Genomic DNA, 20,027 nt, shown 5'->3' on the forward strand with positions numbered 1-20,027 from the left:
CCCCCTTTTGCAGCTACCATACATAAAAAAGGCCGCCAGGCGGCCTTAAAATCAGTTTTTCCTCATATCCTCAATTAATTCTTTATATACGCGATCGATATTTTCGAGAAACTTCTCCTTACAATCGGCACAAACACACCAGCAAGCCCTGTCCTCTTTGTTTTCCTCAGTCAGCGTCAAGGTACACATTAACTCCGCATCTACCTCTCTCCCACAAAGTTCGCAGGACGAACACTTAAACATATTCTTCCCCCCATAGTTGTATTTTTTTATATTCTACCAGAGTTTGCCGTCTAAAAACAAGTGATAATTTTCGAAAAACCTATTGACATTTACATTGTCATGTAGTATCTTATCAAGTGTCCTCGCCACGCGGTGAACTCAAATGGCGTCTTGACAACATAAAAGATTGATGCTAAGATATTTTCCAGTGAAATGGAGCCGTGGTCTAGTCTGGTCTAGGATGCCTGCCTGTCACGCAGGAGGTCGCGGGTTCGAATCCCGTCGGCTCCGCCAGTTTCAAATCATGCCACGGTAGCTCAGTTGGTAGAGCAGAGGACTGAAAATCCTCGTGTCGGCGGTTCGATTCCGTCCCGTGGCACCAGCATGCGGAAGTGGCTCAGTGGTAGAGCATCGCCTTGCCAAGGCGAGGGTCGCGGGTTCGAATCCCGTCTTCCGCTCCAGTCTTTGCGGAGAGATGGCCGAGTAGGTCGAAGGCGGTCGCCTGCTAAGCGACTATACGGGCTAAAACCCGTATCGAGGGTTCGAATCCCTCTCTCTCCGCCACTAGCGCCCGTAGCTCAGTGGATAGAGCGCAGGTCTCCGGAACCTGGCGCGTAGGTTCGATTCCTACCGGGCGCACCATAGTATGGGTGTAAAATATGCCACTATAGCTCAGTAGGTAGAGCGCATCCTTGGTAAGGATGAGGTCACCGGTTCAATCCCGGTTAGTGGCTCCACTCTATCACCTGCCGAAGTGGCGGAATTGGCAGACGCACCAGACTCAAAATCTGGCGTGGTTACCCCACGTGCGAGTTCGAGTCTCGCCTTCGGCACCAGTTTTAATATGGCAGTGTAGCTCAGGGGCTAGAGCAATCGGTTCATACCCGATGTGTCGTAGGTTCGAATCCTACCACTGCTACCAGCATGCGGAAGTGGCGGAACCGGCAGACGCGCACGTTTGAGGGGCGTGTGGGGAAACCCGTGAGGGTTCAAGTCCCTCCTTCCGCACCAACATGGTGACCGTCGCCAAGTGGTTAAGGCACAGGGTTGTGGCCCCTGCATGCGTGGGTTCGACTCCCATCGGTCACCCCATCTTATGCCGGAGTGGCGGAACAGGCAGACGCACGGGACTTAAAATCCCGCGGGCCAAAAGCCCGTACCGGTTCAAGTCCGGTCTCCGGCACCACCCCTTCCCTCTTACCTAAACTGCGAAACCCCTGCCGGATAAGCAGGGGCTTTTAATATATTGCTTAATGAAAGAAAGCGGCTACAAGGCCGCTTTTTCTAATTAAGGGCAACAGTCACAGGGCTGGCTAAAGCCCGCACAGCCACCGGGCTGAGTGGGCTCTGGTAGTTCAATGCACTGTTCAGTACATACTGGCAGGCAAACGATAGCATTTGCATCGGCTTCAGCAAAGATCTTCTTTTGAACTTCGACATGAATAGCATTGACAGGAGCATTATTAATTTGAATTACTGTAAATACAGCTTTACAACAACGTATATCTTCGATTATGCCACATACATTAAATTCTGGTGGGGTACAAACAATACAGCCGCCTGGCACAACATTGGCTGGTATGCAGACAGTAACGTTAAATGTACCAGTTGCCATTCCAATTCCACCAGAATAAGTAAACACGACTGTAACCGTATACTGTACTTTTAAACAAAACTCTAACCCATCATAAGTCGCTTCAGTAACGCTGACATTGGCAACTCCACAGTGAATTGGACAGGCATCATCAGGAATTGGCTGTCCTTCATTAAATGTTGTCAAATCATGTTCATTACACTCACATCCCCGGGCCCAGGCACATACTTTCCGCATAATGACCGGGATACACTGAGTAGCTGGAACCTGACGTTCGCTCATTATATATACCTCCTTTTGCCTAATCACTCGTTCCTATACCAAAATATGCTGGAAAAAAAGAAAAGTGCCGCCTAACAGCAGCACTGTTAAAAATGCACCCCGTTCCCATTTATTCCTGGGCAAAATGCTCGGTAAACATCATGCCATAGGGACCGCCTTTAATGATCCCTACACCATAGTGAGTATATTTAGGATTGAGAATATTGGCCCTGTGGCCAGCACTATTCATAAAATTATTATGGGCTCTCTCCGTAGCCCAGGTACCTGCTATGTTCTCCCCTGCTGCCAGATATTTCACGCCAACGGCCCCCATCATGGCCCATGGAGCGCCATATACAGGTGAGATATGGCCAAAATAGTTGTTTTTAATTAAATCGAGACTTTTTAGCCGGGCGGTAATCGTCAGACGATAATCGAATTTTAGCGGGGCAATCCCTACTTTCACCCGTTCTTGATTAATTAACTCCAGGAGTTTTTGTTCATCCTGGGTTAGGGGATAAAGTACCCTGGATACATCCAGCTTACTCCCTGCTGGTGCAAGAAAACCGTTATTTGCTTGTGTTACTGCTGGACTAGGAACAGTATTTTGCACAATCGAAGGTGCAGGAACAGCAGCGTTATTCTGATTAATTAAGTACGAAATAACCCTGCTATCAGCAACCCCATTAGGATAAACTCCCATTTGTTTTTGAACTGCTTTTACAGCAAGATAGGTAGTAAAGTCAAAATATTCATCAGGGGTTTTGGTGAAAAAGCCTTTGTCCACTAATAATTGTTCCAGAACTTTTATTTCCGGTGCATTTTGATAGATGCGATAAGGTGCATTGGCCGTTAAAATTTCCAAATCATTAGCCCAGGCTACTGAGGAAAACATAAGCAGGCTTATCAAGATTGCTACGATTAATTTACTAATTTTTTTCATAAAATACCCCTCCTTAATGTATGTTTTATATATTCTTCATCAAGGAGGGGATTCCTTTCAGTAATTTTTAGCAGCAAAGGTATTGAATTGCCAGTTGAATCTCGGGCTGCTCAGAAAGGGATTGAATTTTTTCCCACTGGTCTTCACCCTCCACCCAGGGCACAAGGAAAACGGGTATATTGCTTAAATGTTCTTTAATATATTGTTTGTTCATTTCAGCTAGTTCTTGATTGCTAGGCGTGGCTCCTGAAAGTATGATCGCTGCTACTTCTAGCTGTCTATTTTGTATCGCCTCCACTGTTAAGAGAGTATGGTTAATCGTCCCAAGGGCTGCTCTTCCGATAACAATCACTGGAGCTTTCAACTCACTGGCCCAATCAGCGACCAGTTGCCCGGGAAAATAAGGTACCAGCCATCCCCCTGCCCCTTCCACAAATAATATATCAAACTTACCTCGTAATTTGTCGATTTCGTTGATTATTTCCATTTTATCTATGAATGCTTCATGCTTATTGATAGCAAAAGCAGGAGCAATTGCTTCCAAAAAACTGTAAGTTAGGACTTCTTGCCCTTCCAAACCGGAAATTCTAGTGAGTATGCCGGCATCACTTGCTGACCACTCATCAACCCCGGATTGCAATGGTTTATATCCTCCTGCTTCCATCCCCCTTTTTCGCATTGCCCTAATCAGGCTAGCGGTAATTAAAGTTTTGCCGACTTCGGTATCTGTCCCGGTTACAAAAAACACTTTCCCCATTATATCACCCCTATCTGTTTCCCCGACTCATAAAGGGCTTGCAACAGCATCTCTATATCGCTGTCACTATGAGTCGCCATCAAAGTCACGCGCAACCGACTGCTGCCATCTGGTACAGTTGGTGGTCTCACTCCAGGAGCAATAATACCTCTCTTAAACAGTTCCCGGGCCAACTGCATGGTCTTGGCTGAGGAACCGATAATAATAGGTATAATCGGTGTAATGCCATCTGGGACATCGTAACCCAGCTTCCTTATCTGGGCTCTGACTTCTATCGCCAGATACCGTAATCGATTGCGGCGCCAGGCCTCGACTTTAATTAGTTTCACAGCCTGCAAAGCCGCCCCTACAACGGCTGGAGGTAAGGCAGTGGAAAAAACGAAAGAGCGACATTTATTGATTAGATATTCCTTTACAATGTTTCTTGTAGCCACAAATCCTCCCTCAGCAGCCAGGGCCTTGCTTAAAGTACCCATATGTAACAAAACCTCTTCCGGTGAAAGGGAATATTCTGCCACCGTTCCAGAACCATCAGGCCCCAAGACCCCGGTACCGTGGGCGTCATCTACCATTAACATGGCTCCATATCGCTGACAGCTCTTGACAATCTCAGGCAAAGGGGCTAAATCACCGTCCATACTAAAAACTCCATCAGTAACAACCAGTATCCGTCTGTACAACTTATAGTTCTCTTTTAGCAGCTGCTCCAGGTGTTTATAGTCATTGTGTTTATAAATAACTACCTTAGCCTTACTCAACCGGCAGCCATCAATTATACTGGCATGATTGAGTTCATCACTTATAATCAAGTCTTCTTTTCCTACCATGGTAGAAATAATCCCTATATTGGCCATATAACCTGTACCAAAAAGCAAAGCATTCTCCTGCTTTTTTAACTCAGCCAGAGCCTGTTCTAGTTGTCCCTGCAAAGCATTGGCTCCATAAAGCAGCCGGGATCCACCTGTACCAGTACCATACTGGCGTACAGCCTCCTGACAGGCATTGACTACTTTCTCCTCTGTTGTCAAACCCAGATAGTTATTAGAACAAAAGAGCAGTTTTTCGCCATCAGCAGTCTGCACATGCGGTTGGGCAGCACTATAAAGGGGTTTAATCTCTCTGTATAATTCCCTCTCTCTAAGTAAGGCTAGTTCTTGCTCTATCCATTCCATTCACATCATCTCCTAGCCTTCAGTAACCTGAATGATACTGGCCTTTATAATTTCTAACATCTCCTGCAGCTGTTCATCATTGGAGACCAGTGGCGGCATAAAAACGATATTGTTGCCTAAAGGTCTAGTAATCAGACCCTTTTTTCGTGCTGCCAAACAGGTTTTAATTCCCATCTTCTCCTGCCAATCATAGGGTTCTTTCGTCAGTTTATCCCGAACCAGTTCAATCCCAACCATCAGACCCGCCTGTCGGATATCCCCGACATGGGGCAGTTCATTGAATTCGGCCAAGACCTTTTTAACTACTCCAGCTTTTCTTGCTGCTTCAGTTACCAAATTATGCTTTTTCAGTAATTCCAGGCTGGCCAGGGCCACAGCACACCCCAACTGATTTCCTGTATAGGAATGGCCATGGAAGAAGGTTTTCATTTCAGCATAGTCACCATAAAAAGCGTCATAGACTTTTTGGGTAGCCAGGGTTACAGCTAAAGGCATATACCCACCTGTCAGGCCTTTGGAAATGGCCATCAAGTCAGGGGACACACCATCATGATTAACTGCCCACAGTGCCCCGGTACGCCCAAATCCGGTGGCAACTTCATCGCAAATCATTAAAACATCATATCGATCACATAATTCCCTTACTTTTTTCACATAACCGGGCGGCTGAGTGATCATACCAGCAGCTCCCTGAATTACGGGTTCAATTACACAACCTGCCAGTTCATGGGCATGTTCGGCAAAAGCTTTTTCCAGAGCCTGTTCACATTCCTTCTCGCATTGACCAGCCTTTGCTCCAAAGGGGCAACGGTAACAATAAGGAGCAGCCACCTTTATCGTAGGAAATAACAGGTCCCTGTACGTGCCATGGTATAGATCAATTCCCCCCACACTAACAGCTCCAATGGTATCACCATGATAAGCATTCATCAGGGTTAGAAATTTGTTTTTCTCCGGTCTTGGATTTGGACACTGCCGCCAGTAATGAAAGGCCATTTTCACCGCAACTTCGACAGCAGTAGAACCATTATCGGAGTAAAAAACCTTGACTAAACCTGGAGGAGCAATTTCCACCAGTTCGCGAGCCAGCAGGGTTGCTGGAATATTACCATAACCCAGGTAACTACTATGGGCGATCTTCCCTAATTGATCAATAATAGCATCATTCAGCTCTTTTACATTATGTCCATGAATATTAACCCAGATAGAGGAAAAAGCATCATAATACTCCCGACCTTCGGTATCGTACAGCTTTACTCCTTCCCCTCTGGCAACTATTATAATCTCTTCTTCCAGCCAGTCCTTCATTTGGGTAAAAGGATGCCAGACATACTGTTTATCCCACTGAGCCAGTTGATCATAGGAATAGGTCATTGCACTACTCCTCCTTTTGCAAAATCGGTACGCCTCCAATCAAGCAGGGTACTTCTCGAAGCCAGTGTAGCACTGACTCTATCTGCTCCTCTTTCTCGATCCAGAATACCCTGCCTCCTCCTTTTCCTATGGGCTTAAAGTTAGGCAAACGACAATATCCCAATCTGGATGAAGCTACATAGCCGGTGGTATATTCAGGGTTATCAGACCAGCACAGTTCCGCCACTATCCCCGGACAGGCATTTACTTTACTGGCCAGAGCCAGGGCCTCGCTTAACCGCGTGTTAATCAGGCCAGCGCAGGTGAGCATTTCCCGTAACTGCTGATAAGTTATCTGGTTCCAGCCAAATTTGGTCGCCCTGACATTTTCCCTTACAACCCGGTTAGAGTCCAGTGCTACCACCCAGGCTCCCCGTATATCCTGAGGAGGATTTTCCAGCAGCTGAAAGGCGGAGTTAATCTGTCGCTGTGTAATTCCGTTTCGGCCCAGCAATTCAGTTGCGAGTTTTCGAGCATCAACCGTAGTTGCAGGGTAAAATAACTTAACTGGCAGTAGCGAAACTTCTTGTACTCTTTCATCAATTTTTTCAACAGTGATCTGAAGAAAGTCCCATTTCCCTTTTTCATGGTTACTGGCTTTTTGCCAGAAGTAAAAAAGGCGGTCTTCAATTTCTGTTTCTGGCACCAGATCTTCAGCTCCGGATATGTGCCTTCCGCCCTTTTCATGAGGCCCTCCAGCAGCTGCCCGCATACGAATTGAATACCAGTTCATCAGAGGTTCACCTCAGATTTTCAGGCCTAAATCCTTGATCATCTGCAAATCCGTTTCTACTTCTCTGCCCTGGGTTGTCAGATAGTGACCAATCAGCATGCCGTTCAAGCCCGCCATCAGCCCCAATGCTTGCATGTCCCGCAAATTCACTTCCCTGCCACCGGCATATCTAATGTTTTTGGTCGGTAAGATAAAGCGGAAAATGGCAAAAGTTTTAATTACCTCTAAGGGTGACATAAGGGGTCGTCCTTCCAGTTTGGTGCCTTTAATAGGATTGAGAACATTAATGGGTATAGCGTCTACATCCAGTTCTTTTAATGTAAAAGCAAATTCAATTCTCTGGGCCATCGATTCCCCCATACCGATAATGCCTCCACAACAAACTTCCATCCCCGCCTTTTTTACATTTTTAATGGTAGCGATTCTCTCTTCATAAGTATGAGTAGTGACAATTTGGGGGAAGAAACTGCGAGCTGTTTCCAGATTATGATTATAACGGGTAACCCCAGCTTCCCTGAGCATCTGGGCCGCCTTTTCGCTTAATGTACCCAGGCAGGCACAAAGTTGTAAACTGATTTCTTGACGCAACCGTCTATAAATATCCAGTATCTTTAAGAAGAGCGGATCATTTTCATCCATTCCCAATCCAGCTGTAACCAAGTCGAAGTGGTGAGCACCAGCTGCTTCCATTGCTTTAGCTTTGGCAATTATCTCTTCTTCATTGAGCATCTCTACCGGAGTAATGTTGGTATGATGATGGGCAGATTGAGCACAAAAGGCACAGTCCTCTGAACATCTTCCGGTTTTTACGCTGATGATAGAACAGAGATCCACCTTATCCCCGGCGAACTTTTCCCTGATTTTGGCTGCCATGGCAGCCAGTACTTGAATGTCTGCCCCTTCTGCCCGGGCAAGTTCCATCGCTTCCTCAAAAGAAATTTCCTGACCATCTAATACCTTTTTGGCTAATTCAATAATCCGGTTAAACATCCAAGAACCCTCCCTTTCTCTTTACTGTTATATTAAAGGGTGAAACCGGATATGTCAACCTGTTTTCAAAATATAGTTAACAAAAAACCACCCGCCGAACTGCGGGTGGTAAAAGCTTATCTTCCTTTTCTTTCGAAAGGCTCCCCTAGAGCTGCAGGCGGGGTGGCCCGGCCGATAACTCCAGCTAGAGCAATCATAGTGATGATATAAGGTGTAATCTGGACCAATTCGGTCGGGATAGAATAACCTTGCAAGCGTTGCTGCAAAGTATCAGTAAAGCCAAATAATAAACTGGCCCCAAAAGCACCAAAGGGTGTCCATTTACCGAAGATCAGGGCTGCCAGAGCTATAAAGCCACGACCAGCAGTCATGTTCTTAACAAAAACATTCAGCTCCCCGATGGAAAGGCTGGCTCCTGCCAATCCAGCCAGAGCACCACTGATAATAACAGCGATATAGCGAATTTTAGGAACACTAATACCCAGTGTATCAGCAGCTTTGGGATATTCCCCTACCGAACGCAATCTTAAACCGAAAGGAGTATAGTACAGCAAATAATGAGTAACTACAAGTACAATTAAACCGAAGTAAACGACAGGGTTAAAAGGTCCCCAACTGGGCAGCTTATTAACCTGCGGAGTTGTCCCTGCTACATTGAAAATTACCTGGAGCAGAAATAGAGTCGCCCCAACCGCTAGCAAATTTATAGCTGTACCGCTAACAACCTGGTTTGCCCTATATTTAATAGAAACAACAGCATGAATCAGGCCCATGATAGCCCCTACCAGAACAGCGCCGAACAGACCAATCCAGGCACTACCGGTAAAATAAGAGAACACTACTGCTGCAAAGGCACCTGAGAGCATCATACCTTCCAGGGCGATATTTACAACCCCGGAGCGCTCAGAGTAAAGGCCTCCTAAAGCTGCAATCAACAAAGGGGTCGCCGCTATTAATGTCGCTCTAATGATATCCCAAATGGTAGTCAAGTCCATTAGGCTTCGCCTCCCTTTAGCTTCGGCAGGAAGCTTCTTACAATCTGATCAGCAGCAACAAAGAAGATTATAATGGCTTGAATTACAACGATCAGGTCAGCAGGTACTCGTGTTGCCATATTCATGTATTGGCCACCATTCGCCAGAGCTCCGAAAAGCAGGGCAGAAAACAATACTCCTACCGGGTGATTCTTGCCCAGCAATGCTACTGCAATCCCCTCGAAACCATAGCCAGGCGAGAAATTGGAAATATAGGCCCGGTGGAAACCGAGTACCCGTTCAGCTCCGGCTAAACCAGCCAGTACGCCAGAAATAGTCATGGCAAGGATAATCATTTTCTTAACATTGATACCACCATATTCAGCAGCCAGGGGGTTCAAGCCTACCGCTCTAATTTCATAACCGGTTACAGTCTTCCAGAGCAAATACCATACCACCACCAGAGCCACCAGAGCTAAAAAGAAACCCACATTCATCTTAGAACGAGTCCAGTTGTTGGTCAGCTCCTGGATTGTAGCTAACGCTGCCGAAGGGGCAACATCAGGAGTACGGGGGACCTGTCCGGGAGCCTGAAAAATTTTTACATAATAGGCAGCAATACCGTAAGCAATATAGTTCATCATAATGGTATTAATAACTTCATGCACACCCAGTTTCGCTTTCAAATAACCGGGAATCGCCGCCCAGATACCGGCAGCAGCCATCGCTGCTAGAATTGCAACAATGGCATGAATAGGGCCAGGAAGAGAAATGGCAAAACCAACATAGGCCGCCGCTGCAGCAGCTATATACATCTGTCCTTCTACACCTATATTAAACAAACCGGTACGAAACGCAAATGCTACAGCTAAACCGGTAAAAATCAGCGGAGTAGAACGGGCCAGAGTGTTAAAGAAACGGTGTTTATCCCCAAACGCTCCCTGAATCAAAGCTCCATAGGCCTCCAGCGGATCTACTCCAATTGCCAGCATAATTACTGCGCCCACCAGTCCAGCTAGCAGGATTGCCCCAACTGGTACCAGCCATTCTAGAAACCGCTTCATTGCAGCCCCTCCTTTACGCCTGCCATCAAGAGACCAAGTTTTTCTTCGCTGGCATCTTTGGCATCAAGTATATCCATGATTTCACCCTCAAACATTACTGCAATTCGGTCACTCAAGGCCAGAATCTCCTGCAGTTCAGCAGAAACCAGCAAAACGGCAGCACCATTATCCCTTGCTTCGATAATCCTCTTATGAATGAATTCAATCGCACCGATATCCACACCACGGGTAGGTTGGGCAGCAATCAACAATTCGGGATTTTGATAAAACTCCCGCGCAATAATTACTTTTTGCTGGTTTCCTCCGGAAAGAGACCTGGCCATAGCCTGTGGCAGACGGGGCCGCACATCAAAGGCTGGAATAAGGTTTTCGGCATGGGCCTGAACAGCTTTTTCATTTATACCATACCAGGCAGAAAAAGGAGCCCGGTGCTGATAGCCCAGGATCAAGTTATCGGCAATAGTATAGTCCAATTCCAAGCCTCTTTTATTCCTATCTTCAGGTATGTGGGATATACCTGCATCTTTCACTGCCCGGGGAGATTGATTGGTAATCTCCTGCTCCTTAAAGAATACTTTACCATTGGTAGCCTTTCTTAAACCGGTAATAACTTCGATAAGTTCAGTCTGGCCATTACCGGCAACACCAGCAATACCCAGTACTTCGCCTTTTTTCAGCTCGAAAGAAATTCCTTTTAAGGCAGGTAATTTCCTATCATTCAGCGCTTCCAGATTTTCAACTCTGAGAATAGTCTGTCCAACTTTTGCCTCAGTTTTAGGCACTTTCAGGATTACTTCCCGGCCCACCATCATGCGGGCTAATTCATTTTGATTGGTCTGGGCAGTGGCAACCGAGCCAACAGTACGTCCAGCCCGTAGAACGGTAACATTATCGGTAATTTCAATAACTTCATTGAGTTTATGAGTAATAAAGATAATGGTTTTACCCTGAGCAGTCAGGTTTTTCATGATCCGGAACAATTCCCGCACTTCCTGGGGAGTTAAAACAGCTGTCGGTTCGTCCAGTACCAGTATTTCCGCTCCCCGATAAAGGGCCTTGATAATTTCAACCCGCTGTTGCATCCCTACGGAGATATCCTGTATTTTGGCCTGCGGATCTACCAGCAAATTATATTGTTTGGAGATTTCTTCAACCTCGCGGATTGCTCTCTCCATGTTCAGCATAATGCCTTTTTTGGGTTCTGAACCCAGGACAATATTTTCCGTAACTGTAAGGGTTGGCACCAGCATAAAGTGCTGGTGAACCATACCAATACCCAGCTTAATAGCCGCAGTAGGGCTATCAATGGTGACTTTTTGTCCATTGAGCAATATTTCTCCGCTATCCGGTTGATATAACCCATAGAGAATACTCATCAGGGTGGACTTACCTGCACCATTTTCTCCAACCAGAGCGTGGATTTCCCCTTTTTTTATCGCCAGGTTTACATTATCGTTAGCGATAACTCCAGGGAACTTCTTGGTAATATTACGCATTTCCAGAATATAGGTCATAGAGCTGCCTCCTTCGCTAAAGAGGGTGCTGTTTGGTAACAGCACCCTCTCTCCTATTCATTTACTTGGCAGTTGGGTCTTTGACAGTGATTTCGCCTTTTGCAATCTTTTCTTTAGCATCATTTACAGCTTTTACAACATCATCAGGAATAGCTTTCTTCATATCTTCGATTTTCTTGATAGCAGCGGCATCATTTTTAACCCCTTCTTTTTCAACGGGCTCAACGTTGCGCAGATCGGTCAGGCCAACGCCATCTTCTTTTACACCGAAAACTTTATTACCAGCGGTGAACTTGCCATCCAGAGTGTCTTTTACTACCTGGAAGACAGCCACGTCTACCCGCTTCAACATAGAAGCCAGGATAGTACCAGGTTTAATCCAGTTCTGGTTGGAGTCTACACCAATAGCGAATTTGCCCTTTTCAGCCGCAGCCTCAAATACCCCTTGACCAGTACCACCAGACGCATGGTAAATAATGTCAGCACCATTGTTGAACTGGGTAGTTGCCAGAGCTTTACCTTTTACAGGGTCATTGAAAGCCTCACCAGTTGTACCAGCGTAAGCGGATTGTACTTTTACATTTTTGCCAAAGTTTTTGTTAACATATTCTACCCCTTGCCTGTAGCCTTCTTCAAACTTGTGAATCAAGGGGAAGTCAGCACCACCAACAAAACCGACATTACCGGTTTTTGACATCATAGCAGCCAGAACGCCAGCCAGGAAGGAACCTTCATGCTCCTTGAAAGTCAAAGAAGCTACATTGGGCTTGTCTACTACTTCGTCAATCAGAGCAAATTTTACATCTGGAAATTCAGTAGCGACCTTTTCCAAAGAGGTCTTCATCAAGAAGCCGACACCGATAACCAGATCATAACCGTTTTCGGCCAGGAAGCGCAGTGCTTCTTCATCAGAAGCCATTTCTTTGGGTTCAATGTATTTATATTCGATACCCAGTTCTTGTTTGGCTCTTTCCAAACCAGCAATAGCAGCGTCGTTAAAAGATTTATCACCTTTACCACCAGTAGACAGTACGATCCCTACTTTGATGCCTTTTGCTTTTGGAGCTTCTCCGGTAGGTGCTTTTTCTTCAGTCTTCTTGGCACAACCAACGCCGACCAGAGAAACTGCCATAATCATGATGGCCAGCAACAGCAAGGAACGGTGCTTACGGAACAGCTGATACATTTTAATCACACATATCCCTCCCAAATTTTTAAGGTAATTCCGGAACCACACATGCAATCGTTTGCGCTCCTCTCGCCTCCCTTCAAACAGTTGAAGAAAAGAAATAATTATTTTCTTTTTCTGATAACCTTAAAGTTGAAGAAATCAGGGCGGAAATAGTTTTCACAGTAAAATATCGGGACCCCGCTACGATCAAAGTGAATTTGTTTTAGTAATAGTAAGGGACTGTTTTTGCGAATGTGCATGAGCTTGGCCATGTTTTCGTCAGCATTTATCGGTACAATTTGAGCTATCGCCTGTTCTATGTAGATACCCAGTTGAGATTCCAGCAAGCTAAAGAGTGAACCATCCCAGCTGGCATTCTCAGGCAAGCGTTCTGTATATATTTTGGGAATGTAGTCGATACAATATACTGCCACCTTATTATCCGCTGTTCTAAGGCGGGAAAGCTTGAGTAGCTCTGCGCCCACAGGTAAATTGAGGGCTTCGGCCATGCTTTTATCGGCTTGAGCTTGTTCCAGTCCAACTATAATAGAGCCTGCTTTCTGGCCTAATTTTTCAATGCTTTCTGTGACACTGAAAAGCTCCTCAATCCCTCGTTCTACCAGGGCCCGGGGCTGATTAACAAAAGTCCCAATTCCCTGTTTTCGGGTTAATACCCCTTCTTCTTCCAAAACTCGCAAGGCTTCTCTTAGAGTAGCCCTGCTCACTCCGAATAAGCGGGCTAATTCCGCTTCAGGAGGTAACTGTTCTCCTGCCTGGTAGCTACCATCAGCAATCATTTTTTCCAGTCTTTCTTTGACCAGCAAATATAGCGGTCTATTATCCTGTCTAACCTGCATAATGTTATCCCCCTGTTCCGCCTGACTGACGTTAGAGGTCAGACATCTGATTTTATTTTAATATGACTTTGGCTATTTGTAAACTATTTTTTTAGAGAATCCAAAAAATTATCCAGCTGCTCTTTCGAAAGCAAGACGGTGCGCGGCTTACTGCCCTCGTGAGGTCCTACCACACCAATCTGTTCCAGTAAGTCCACTAACCGGGCTGCCCGGGCATATCCCACCCTCAGACGCCGTTGTAGCAAAGATGCTGAGGCCTGACCATGCTCAACTACCACCCTGACTGCCTGAGGTAACAGATCATCGTCTATATTCTCCGGGCCCGCTGTTGTGTCTTCCGGTAAATTGATTACCTCTTCATTAAAAATCGGAGCTCCCAGAGTTTTCAGGTGACTAACAATCAGTTCTATCTCCTCTTCTCCAATATAGGCGCCCTGAACCCTAATCGGCTTATTGGCTCCAATCGGATAATACAGCATATCCCCTCGCCCCAGCAGTTTTTCCGCCCCGGCCATATCCAGAATAGTCCGGGAATCGATCTGGGATGAAACAGCAAAGGCGATGCGTGAAGGAACATTCGCCTTGATTAAACCGGTAATAACATCCACAGAAGGCCGCTGGGTAGCAATTACCAGATGAATACCAGCCGCCCGTGCCATCTGAGCGAGGCGACAAATAGCATCCTCTACATCGGCAGGCGCCACCATCATCAAGTCAGCCAGCTCATCAATAATTACAACGATATAGGGCAATGGTTTCTGGTTTTGTTTTTGCAACCAGTTGTTGTAGCCTTCGATATTTTTTACTTTGGCCTCAGCGAAACTGGTATAGCGTTTTTCCATTTCCATTACCGCCCAGCGCAAGGCACCTGCAGCTTTTTTTGGATCCGTAACCACTGGAGCCAGCAGATGCGGAATGCCATTATAGATGGATAATTCCACCATTTTAGGATCAATCAGCATGAACTTGACTGTTTCTGCCCCCGATTTATATAGAATACTGGTAATAAGACTATTAATGCAGACAGATTTTCCTGAGCCCGTAGAACCAGCTACCAAAAGATGGGGCATCTTGATCAAGTCAGCCACCACCGGTTGACCAGCGATGTCCTTCCCCAGAGCCACAGTGAGAGGCGATGGACTGTTCTTAAACTGAGGACTTTCAATTACTTCTTTTAAAAACACAGGGGCAGGAGTTTTATTGGGCACTTCAATTCCTACTGCTGCCTTGCCGGGGATGGGTGCTTCAATTCTCACCTGTGCTGCTGCCAGGGAAAGGGCAATATCATCAGCCAGGTTGACTATCCGGCTAACTTTAATTCCAGGGGCAGGTTGAATTTCGTAACGGGTGATAGTTGGGCCTACGCTGACCTGCTGAACTTTTGCCTTTACCCCGAAGTTATCCAGGGTTTGTTCTAGCAAAGCAATATTTTTATTAATTTCATCCTCTGACAGGGTGAAATTGCTATTTGCTGGTGCTCGTAACAATTCGATATCCGGCAAGGCCGCACTTTCAGCTCTTTTGCTGTCTGTGTCAATTTCTGCAGTAATGATAGGTTCAGGCGGATTGCTAACAACCTCTGTTCTTACCAGAACCTGCTCTTTTTCTGCAGACTTTACTTTAGTACTCGTTCTGGTCCTGGTTTTTCCTTCTTCTCTGGGCTTCTGGCGGGATGAAACTAATCTGGTCATTATTCCTGTTAAAACTTCCTTTGTCCTGGAATAGAGCCAGCGTAGCCCGCTGCTGGCCGAAACTTCTGAAATTATTAATACCCCTGTCAAAAATAAAGAAATGATAATAACATAACTACCAGCCTTACCAAAAAGTTTCAGCAAAATCCAGCTAAAAGCTGCTCCCAGAAGTCCTCCTCCAAGCCCACCGCTGGCATAAGCAAAAAACCCTTCCGCAGGAATATCCATATGCAAATAGGCTAAAACGCTAAGCAATACCAACCCGGCGCCAGTAAGCCTCTTCTGCCATGCCGCCTGAGCCCAGTAAAACAGGCGATAAAAACCAATATAAAATAAAAAAAAGGGAAAAAACCATACACCTTCACCGAACAAGGAAAAAAGAAACTTGCGCATATAGATGCCCAGCAGGCCAATTTGGGCAGCGGATTTTTCTAAAATAATCAAAAAAGTTAAAATAGCCAGGGCTATCCATCCTATCCCCTTAAGCTCGTTTTTAAATCTCGTACTGGTTTGGCTTGGTTGTACCTTAGGCACACAATCACCTCCAACTGGAGTTTATTTATTCCACACCCCTCCGCGGTTTTCCTGCAAAGAAAAACCCCCAATGAGGGGGATTAAAATTTGCCAAACCACTGGGCAATCACTATGCTGATCCCTAAAAACCAGGTGTAGTAGGAAAAATATTTTAGACTCCGGTTCTGGATCAAGGCTATCATCCAGCGCACAGCTAGATACCCTGAGATAGCTGCCAGCAAGGTTCCGGCCAGCATCGGCCCTATTTCCATCCCCGCCTGATTTATCCCAGTTTTAGCTAAATCCTTCACCTGCAATACTACTGCTCCTAAAATGGCAGGAATAGATAAAAGGAAAGAGTAGCGAGCAGCAGCATTTCGTTTTAAACCGACAAATAGAGCTCCCGCAATAGTAAGTCCTGAGCGGCTAATAGCTGGAAGGATAGCAACACCCTGTAACAGACCTACTACAATCGCGTCAAAAATAGTCATATCATCCAAGCGTTTATAGCCCTCGCGAAATCTTTCAGCCAGCCAGATAACCAGACCGGTGGCAATGAACTCATAACCCAGAGTACTGCCACTGGCAAATAATTCTTCAAAAAGATCCTTGAAAAGCAAAGCGATTATTACTGTAGGTAATGTTCCCCAGAAGAGCAACCAGGTTAGCCGTTGCCAAGGTCGTCGTAATAAGGAAATAATATCTTCCCAAAAATAAACAACTACGGCTACAAGGGTGCCCAGGTGCAATAATGTATCCAGTAATAAGCCAGCTTCCTTAATACCCATCAATTTTTGCACTAGCACCAGATGTCCCGAGGATGATATGGGAAGAAACTCTGTTAACCCTTGAATAATACCTAGAATAATAGCCTCAATATAACTCATTTTCCTGCCTCCCAGTCTAATAATGACATTACTTTGTTATTATAACAACAATCACCCCCTTTAGCAATTAGCTAAAGGGGGATCAACCAACCTTCCGGGAGCAAAATTAGGGTTAAGATAGTCATCCAGGTTAGTACTAATTATTCGATAGACTTCAATTTTCCCATCCCGTAGCCTACCCTGCAGGATAAGATCTCCATATCTATACTCACTTACATCGCTTAAAAAAGAATAGTCAACAGGAAAAATTGCCTCTGGAGCAAGAGGAGTATATAATATCATTTAACTTCTGGCCTCCTTGATCATATCTTTTAGTTTAGCGAGGGCCTTACTTAATCCGCCTACCTCATCGATTAAACCAACTTCAACTGCCTCAGCCCCTATTAATACCGTCCCAATATCCCGGGCCAGTTCACCTGTTCGGAACATGAGCTCGCGAAATTTCTCGGGAGTAATCTTGGAATGTTTTGTTACAAATTTAACTACCCTATCTTGCATTTTATCCAGATATTCATAGGTCTGAGGAACCCCTATCACCAGTCCGCTCAAACGAATGGGATGAATGGTCATCGATGCCGTTTCTGCGATAAAGGAATATTTAGCCGCAACCGCTATCGGGGTCCCAATGCTGTGGCCTCCCCCAAGAACCAGGGATACGGTGGGTTTACTTAAACTTTCCACCATTTCAGCAATAGCCAGACCGGCCTCCACATCACCACCGATGGTATTCAATATTAACAGAATACCCTCTACTTCCGGGCTTTGCTCCAATGCCACCAACTGCGGTAATATATGCTCATACTTGGTGGTCTTATTTTGTGGAGGCAGCATCATATGTCCTTCGATCTGACCTACTATGGTAATACAGTGGATAGAACTTTTATTCACGGCGGGATTCTGGGGTTGTCCATATTCTTTTATTGGATTAAAAGTCTCTTTCCTGCTGGCTCCTGGTAAAGGCGCTGCCGGTTCAGGATTTACCGGTACTTCCGGTTCATTATCCTGGGTAAAGGTCTGTAAAGCCACGGCAGGCTCCCACCACTGCCAATGGTAGTTAGACATAAATTGCCCTCCTTTCTTCCTCTATGGTTTGCGATAAAAGCAAAAAAAATACACCTTCTGCTTGGTGGTAGTAAAAATGTAGATTTTTGTCGCTTTGTATACAGGATTTGCCAGCAGGAAATCAGGGAGATGCGAGGAATATGTCATAAAAAACCAGCAAGGGGGAGTTGTTTGTGAAAAAAGTCCTTATCTCTTTTTTGTTTGTGGTGTTTTTATTGCCAGCGACGCTGGTCTGGGCCTGGGAGGACCATATCATCCTGGGTCGTACCTATGATGGGGAGGTGGATACCACCCATACCATTCCCGGCTATTCCCTGGAGCAAATGCTGAAGTTTCTCTACTATGAGGCCAGCAATGTGGAAGAGATTCTGGCTATTGATGGAGTGCCCATCAGCAAGACTCCGTGGAAGAAGTACGGGGGGAAAATCAATCCAAAGGTGAAAAAGCCCGACCCAATTGATACTATGCCGAGGCCTATAAATGTGGCATTTTCTAATGGTCTATTTGTCTATTTTCCAGATCAGCGACCTGTTTTTTATAAAAACAGAGTTATGGTCCCACTTCGTGCTTTTGCTGAGGCATTAAGTGCAAATGTTTCTTGGAACCAGCAAGATCAAAGCATTAAAATACAGAAAGACAATACAATGATAGTTTTTAAAATCAATTCAAATATTATGCTTATTAATGGAATTGAAAAAAAGATGGATATCGCACCCTATATCCTTAACAAGCGAACCATGACGCCAGTTCGTTATATCTGTGAGGCGTTTGGATATCAGGTTAGCTGGGATAATAACGCTAAAATGGTGTTAGTCAATGTTGATGTTGATTTTGTTCCCGGAGGTTACGGCAATGAACAGTAAAAAAATAGCTTTGGTGCTGTTTTTAATCTTTTTGAGTTTTATAAGTAATTTTTCTTACGCAAATACTAATGTTGAACATAAAAATTCTTATATGTTCGGAAATTATCCTTCTAGAAATAGGATATTTAATGACCCCACCTTTCCGCCCATTACCACCCAGTGGGAAGTACAGCTAGCCCCGGCGGGCAAACCCGGTGAACCGCCAATCTTAGGCCAGCCCGTCATCCTCAGCCAGGAACAGAAAATCTACATCAAAGCCGGCCAGGAAATCCTGGCCTTAGACCTTAACAGCGGCCAGCTCCTCCAGCGCAAGCAGATTGAAACCACAGCCACCTTTCCTTCCATCTCCTCACCCACCTACAGGCAGGGCCGTCTTTTCTTTGGCACCAGAGCTAATGGCATCTATGCCCTTAGCAGCAATCTGGCCCAGACCCTCTGGCATCTGCCCCTGGAGAGCAAAGTTTCCTCCTCACCCCTGCTAGTGGACAACCTGGTCATCCTCGGGGCCACCGACCAGCACACCTATATCCTGGATCAGCATCAGGGTACCCAGGCTGGCAATTCCCCTATTTCCCAGCAAGGGGAAATCACCTCTTCCCCCTGCCTGTTTGGCAATGCTTTTGCTATCGGTGTGGATGGAACGGCTCTGAATGGCTCCGTCCAGGCCTATGACCTGCAGGGGAACAGGCTCTGGTCCTATAGCACCAAAACCGGGGTACCGGCTTCCATCGCCACCGATGGCAATTACCTTTATTTTTCCGATAAAAAAGGCCGCTTCTATGCCTTAAATGCTTGTACCGGCAGAAGACAGTGGTTGAATGAAAGTTTCTTTAAACCGGCCAATTTCATCAACAACTCCCCTGCCCTTTATCAAAACCGCCTCTATTTCGTTATTAACCAGTACAACGGCCAAAAAGCCAGAGTAGTTTGTCTCAACAGCACCAATGGCCTTCCCCTTGCCGGCTGGCTTCAGCGGGACCTGGCGGCGGATAGCTGGGTTTCGCCTATCATCTGGTCAGCTGCCAATTTGCTGCTGGTAGCAGATGACAGCGGTACTGTCTATGGCCTGGACCTCACAACCGGCCAGGAGCGGCCCTGGTATTATGACCGGCAACAGGGCAAGACCGTCAGCCGGGTTAACCTGGGAGCTCCGGTCACAGGGGAAATGGCTTTAGCAGGGGGATATTTGCTGGTAGCCACCCTGGATGGTAAGCTACACGCTTTCGGTAACCAGGACCTGCAAAACCTGATGGTCTCCGGTTTAACCAGCAGCAGCCAGGAGATAGAGAAAGGCAAGACCTATCAGACCCGGCTGCTGGTCAGTGCCCGCGATGTTAGCCGGCCGC

General features: G+C 45.9%; 18 protein-coding genes and 11 tRNA genes. 13 read left to right on the top strand and 16 right to left on the bottom strand.

The window, feature by feature from the left end; all coding sequences use genetic code 11:
- The first annotated feature begins 437 nt into the window (after positions 1-437).
- The 11 genes from ULO1_RS04115 (at position 438) to ULO1_RS04165 (ending at position 1,408) form a co-directional block, all read left to right on the top strand.
- Positions 438-516 (top strand) — tRNA-Asp (locus ULO1_RS04115).
- A gap of 12 nt (positions 517-528) precedes the next feature.
- Positions 529-604 (top strand) — tRNA-Phe (locus ULO1_RS04120).
- Positions 605-608: 4 nt separating this feature from the next.
- Positions 609-683 (top strand) — tRNA-Gly (locus ULO1_RS04125).
- Between the two features lie 8 nt (positions 684-691).
- A tRNA-Ser gene (locus ULO1_RS04130) sits at positions 692-786 on the top strand.
- 3 nt (positions 787-789) lie between these two features.
- A tRNA-Arg gene (locus tag ULO1_RS04135) sits at positions 790-864 on the top strand.
- A gap of 19 nt (positions 865-883) precedes the next feature.
- Positions 884-959 (top strand) — tRNA-Thr (locus ULO1_RS04140).
- An 11-nt stretch (positions 960-970) separates the two neighbouring features.
- A tRNA-Leu gene (locus ULO1_RS04145) sits at positions 971-1,058 on the top strand.
- Positions 1,059-1,068: 10 nt separating this feature from the next.
- Positions 1,069-1,144, top strand: a tRNA-Met gene (locus tag ULO1_RS04150).
- Positions 1,145-1,148: 4 nt separating this feature from the next.
- Positions 1,149-1,233: transfer RNA gene (locus tag ULO1_RS04155), tRNA-Leu, on the top strand.
- A 5-nt stretch (positions 1,234-1,238) separates the two neighbouring features.
- A tRNA-His gene (locus tag ULO1_RS04160) sits at positions 1,239-1,314 on the top strand.
- A gap of 6 nt (positions 1,315-1,320) precedes the next feature.
- Positions 1,321-1,408 (top strand) — tRNA-Leu (locus ULO1_RS04165).
- Between the two features lie 102 nt (positions 1,409-1,510).
- Here ULO1_RS04165 and ULO1_RS04170 read toward each other — a convergent pair.
- From ULO1_RS04170 to ULO1_RS04245, 16 genes are all read right to left on the bottom strand, one after another.
- Positions 1,511-2,098, bottom strand: coding sequence for a hypothetical protein (locus ULO1_RS04170; RefSeq protein ID WP_078666457.1), 588 nt, complete (start codon positions 2,096-2,098; stop codon positions 1,511-1,513).
- Between the two features lie 109 nt (positions 2,099-2,207).
- Positions 2,208-3,020, bottom strand: coding sequence for a CAP domain-containing protein (locus ULO1_RS04175; RefSeq protein ID WP_078666458.1), 813 nt, complete (start codon positions 3,018-3,020; stop codon positions 2,208-2,210).
- A 67-nt stretch (positions 3,021-3,087) separates the two neighbouring features.
- Positions 3,088-3,777, bottom strand: coding sequence for a dethiobiotin synthase (bioD, locus tag ULO1_RS04180; protein WP_079933038.1), 690 nt, complete (start codon positions 3,775-3,777; stop codon positions 3,088-3,090).
- Positions 3,777-4,949 (bottom strand): 8-amino-7-oxononanoate synthase, encoded by a 1,173-nt coding sequence (gene bioF, locus ULO1_RS04185; protein WP_079908001.1) that lies wholly within the window; start codon positions 4,947-4,949, stop codon positions 3,777-3,779. Before bioF ends, bioD begins: the two co-directional genes overlap by 1 nt.
- Before the next feature lie 12 nt (positions 4,950-4,961).
- Positions 4,962-6,323, bottom strand: coding sequence for an adenosylmethionine--8-amino-7-oxononanoate transaminase (gene bioA / locus ULO1_RS04190; protein ID WP_078666461.1), 1,362 nt, complete (start codon positions 6,321-6,323; stop codon positions 4,962-4,964).
- Between the two features lie 4 nt (positions 6,324-6,327).
- Entirely contained in the window at positions 6,328-7,095 is a 768-nt protein-coding gene (locus tag ULO1_RS04195; protein WP_079908002.1) for a 6-carboxyhexanoate--CoA ligase, read from the bottom strand.
- Positions 7,096-7,107: 12 nt separating this feature from the next.
- Positions 7,108-8,085 (bottom strand): biotin synthase BioB, encoded by a 978-nt coding sequence (bioB, locus tag ULO1_RS04200; RefSeq protein WP_078666463.1) that lies wholly within the window; start codon positions 8,083-8,085, stop codon positions 7,108-7,110.
- A gap of 116 nt (positions 8,086-8,201) precedes the next feature.
- Positions 8,202-9,080: an ABC transporter permease gene (locus ULO1_RS04205; RefSeq protein WP_078666464.1), complete on the bottom strand. Its 879-nt coding sequence runs from the start codon at positions 9,078-9,080 to the stop codon at positions 8,202-8,204.
- Positions 9,080-10,123: an ABC transporter permease gene (locus ULO1_RS04210; protein ID WP_078666465.1), complete on the bottom strand. Its 1,044-nt coding sequence runs from the start codon at positions 10,121-10,123 to the stop codon at positions 9,080-9,082. Before ULO1_RS04210 ends, ULO1_RS04205 begins: the two co-directional genes overlap by 1 nt.
- Positions 10,120-11,637, bottom strand: coding sequence for an ABC transporter ATP-binding protein (locus ULO1_RS04215; protein WP_079933039.1), 1,518 nt, complete (start codon positions 11,635-11,637; stop codon positions 10,120-10,122). Before ULO1_RS04215 ends, ULO1_RS04210 begins: the two co-directional genes overlap by 4 nt.
- A 61-nt stretch (positions 11,638-11,698) precedes the next feature.
- Positions 11,699-12,823, bottom strand: a complete 1,125-nt coding sequence (locus ULO1_RS04220) for a BMP family protein (protein ID WP_078666473.1) — start codon at positions 12,821-12,823, stop codon at positions 11,699-11,701.
- 107 nt (positions 12,824-12,930) lie between these two features.
- Entirely contained in the window at positions 12,931-13,665 is a 735-nt protein-coding gene (locus tag ULO1_RS04225; protein ID WP_078666467.1) for a GntR family transcriptional regulator, read from the bottom strand.
- 83 nt (positions 13,666-13,748) lie between these two features.
- Positions 13,749-15,890, bottom strand: coding sequence for a DNA translocase FtsK (locus ULO1_RS04230; RefSeq protein ID WP_079933040.1), 2,142 nt, complete (start codon positions 15,888-15,890; stop codon positions 13,749-13,751).
- Positions 15,891-15,970: 80 nt separating this feature from the next.
- Entirely contained in the window at positions 15,971-16,756 is a 786-nt protein-coding gene (locus ULO1_RS04235; RefSeq protein ID WP_078666469.1) for an undecaprenyl-diphosphate phosphatase, read from the bottom strand.
- Positions 16,757-16,816: 60 nt separating this feature from the next.
- The gene (locus ULO1_RS15380) at positions 16,817-17,038 is read right to left on the bottom strand and encodes a YlzJ-like family protein (RefSeq protein WP_078666470.1); all 222 of its coding nucleotides are present in this window, start codon (positions 17,036-17,038) and stop codon (positions 16,817-16,819) included.
- Positions 17,039-17,818 (bottom strand): ClpP family protease, encoded by a 780-nt coding sequence (locus tag ULO1_RS04245; protein ID WP_078666471.1) that lies wholly within the window; start codon positions 17,816-17,818, stop codon positions 17,039-17,041.
- A 173-nt stretch (positions 17,819-17,991) separates the two neighbouring features.
- On the opposite strand from ULO1_RS04245, the gene ULO1_RS04250 reads away from it, so the two are divergent.
- Both ULO1_RS04250 and ULO1_RS04255 read left to right on the top strand, forming a co-directional pair.
- Complete coding sequence (locus ULO1_RS04250; RefSeq protein ID WP_078666472.1) at positions 17,992-18,681, top strand: copper amine oxidase N-terminal domain-containing protein; 690 nt, start codon at positions 17,992-17,994, stop codon at positions 18,679-18,681.
- The coding region (locus ULO1_RS04255) for a PQQ-binding-like beta-propeller repeat protein (protein WP_200806929.1) at positions 18,671-20,027 on the top strand (1,357 nt) is incomplete at its 3' end. The genes ULO1_RS04250 and ULO1_RS04255, both read left to right, overlap by 11 nt.

The organism is Carboxydocella sp. ULO1, assembly GCF_002049255.1.
Taxonomy (GTDB): domain Bacteria; phylum Bacillota.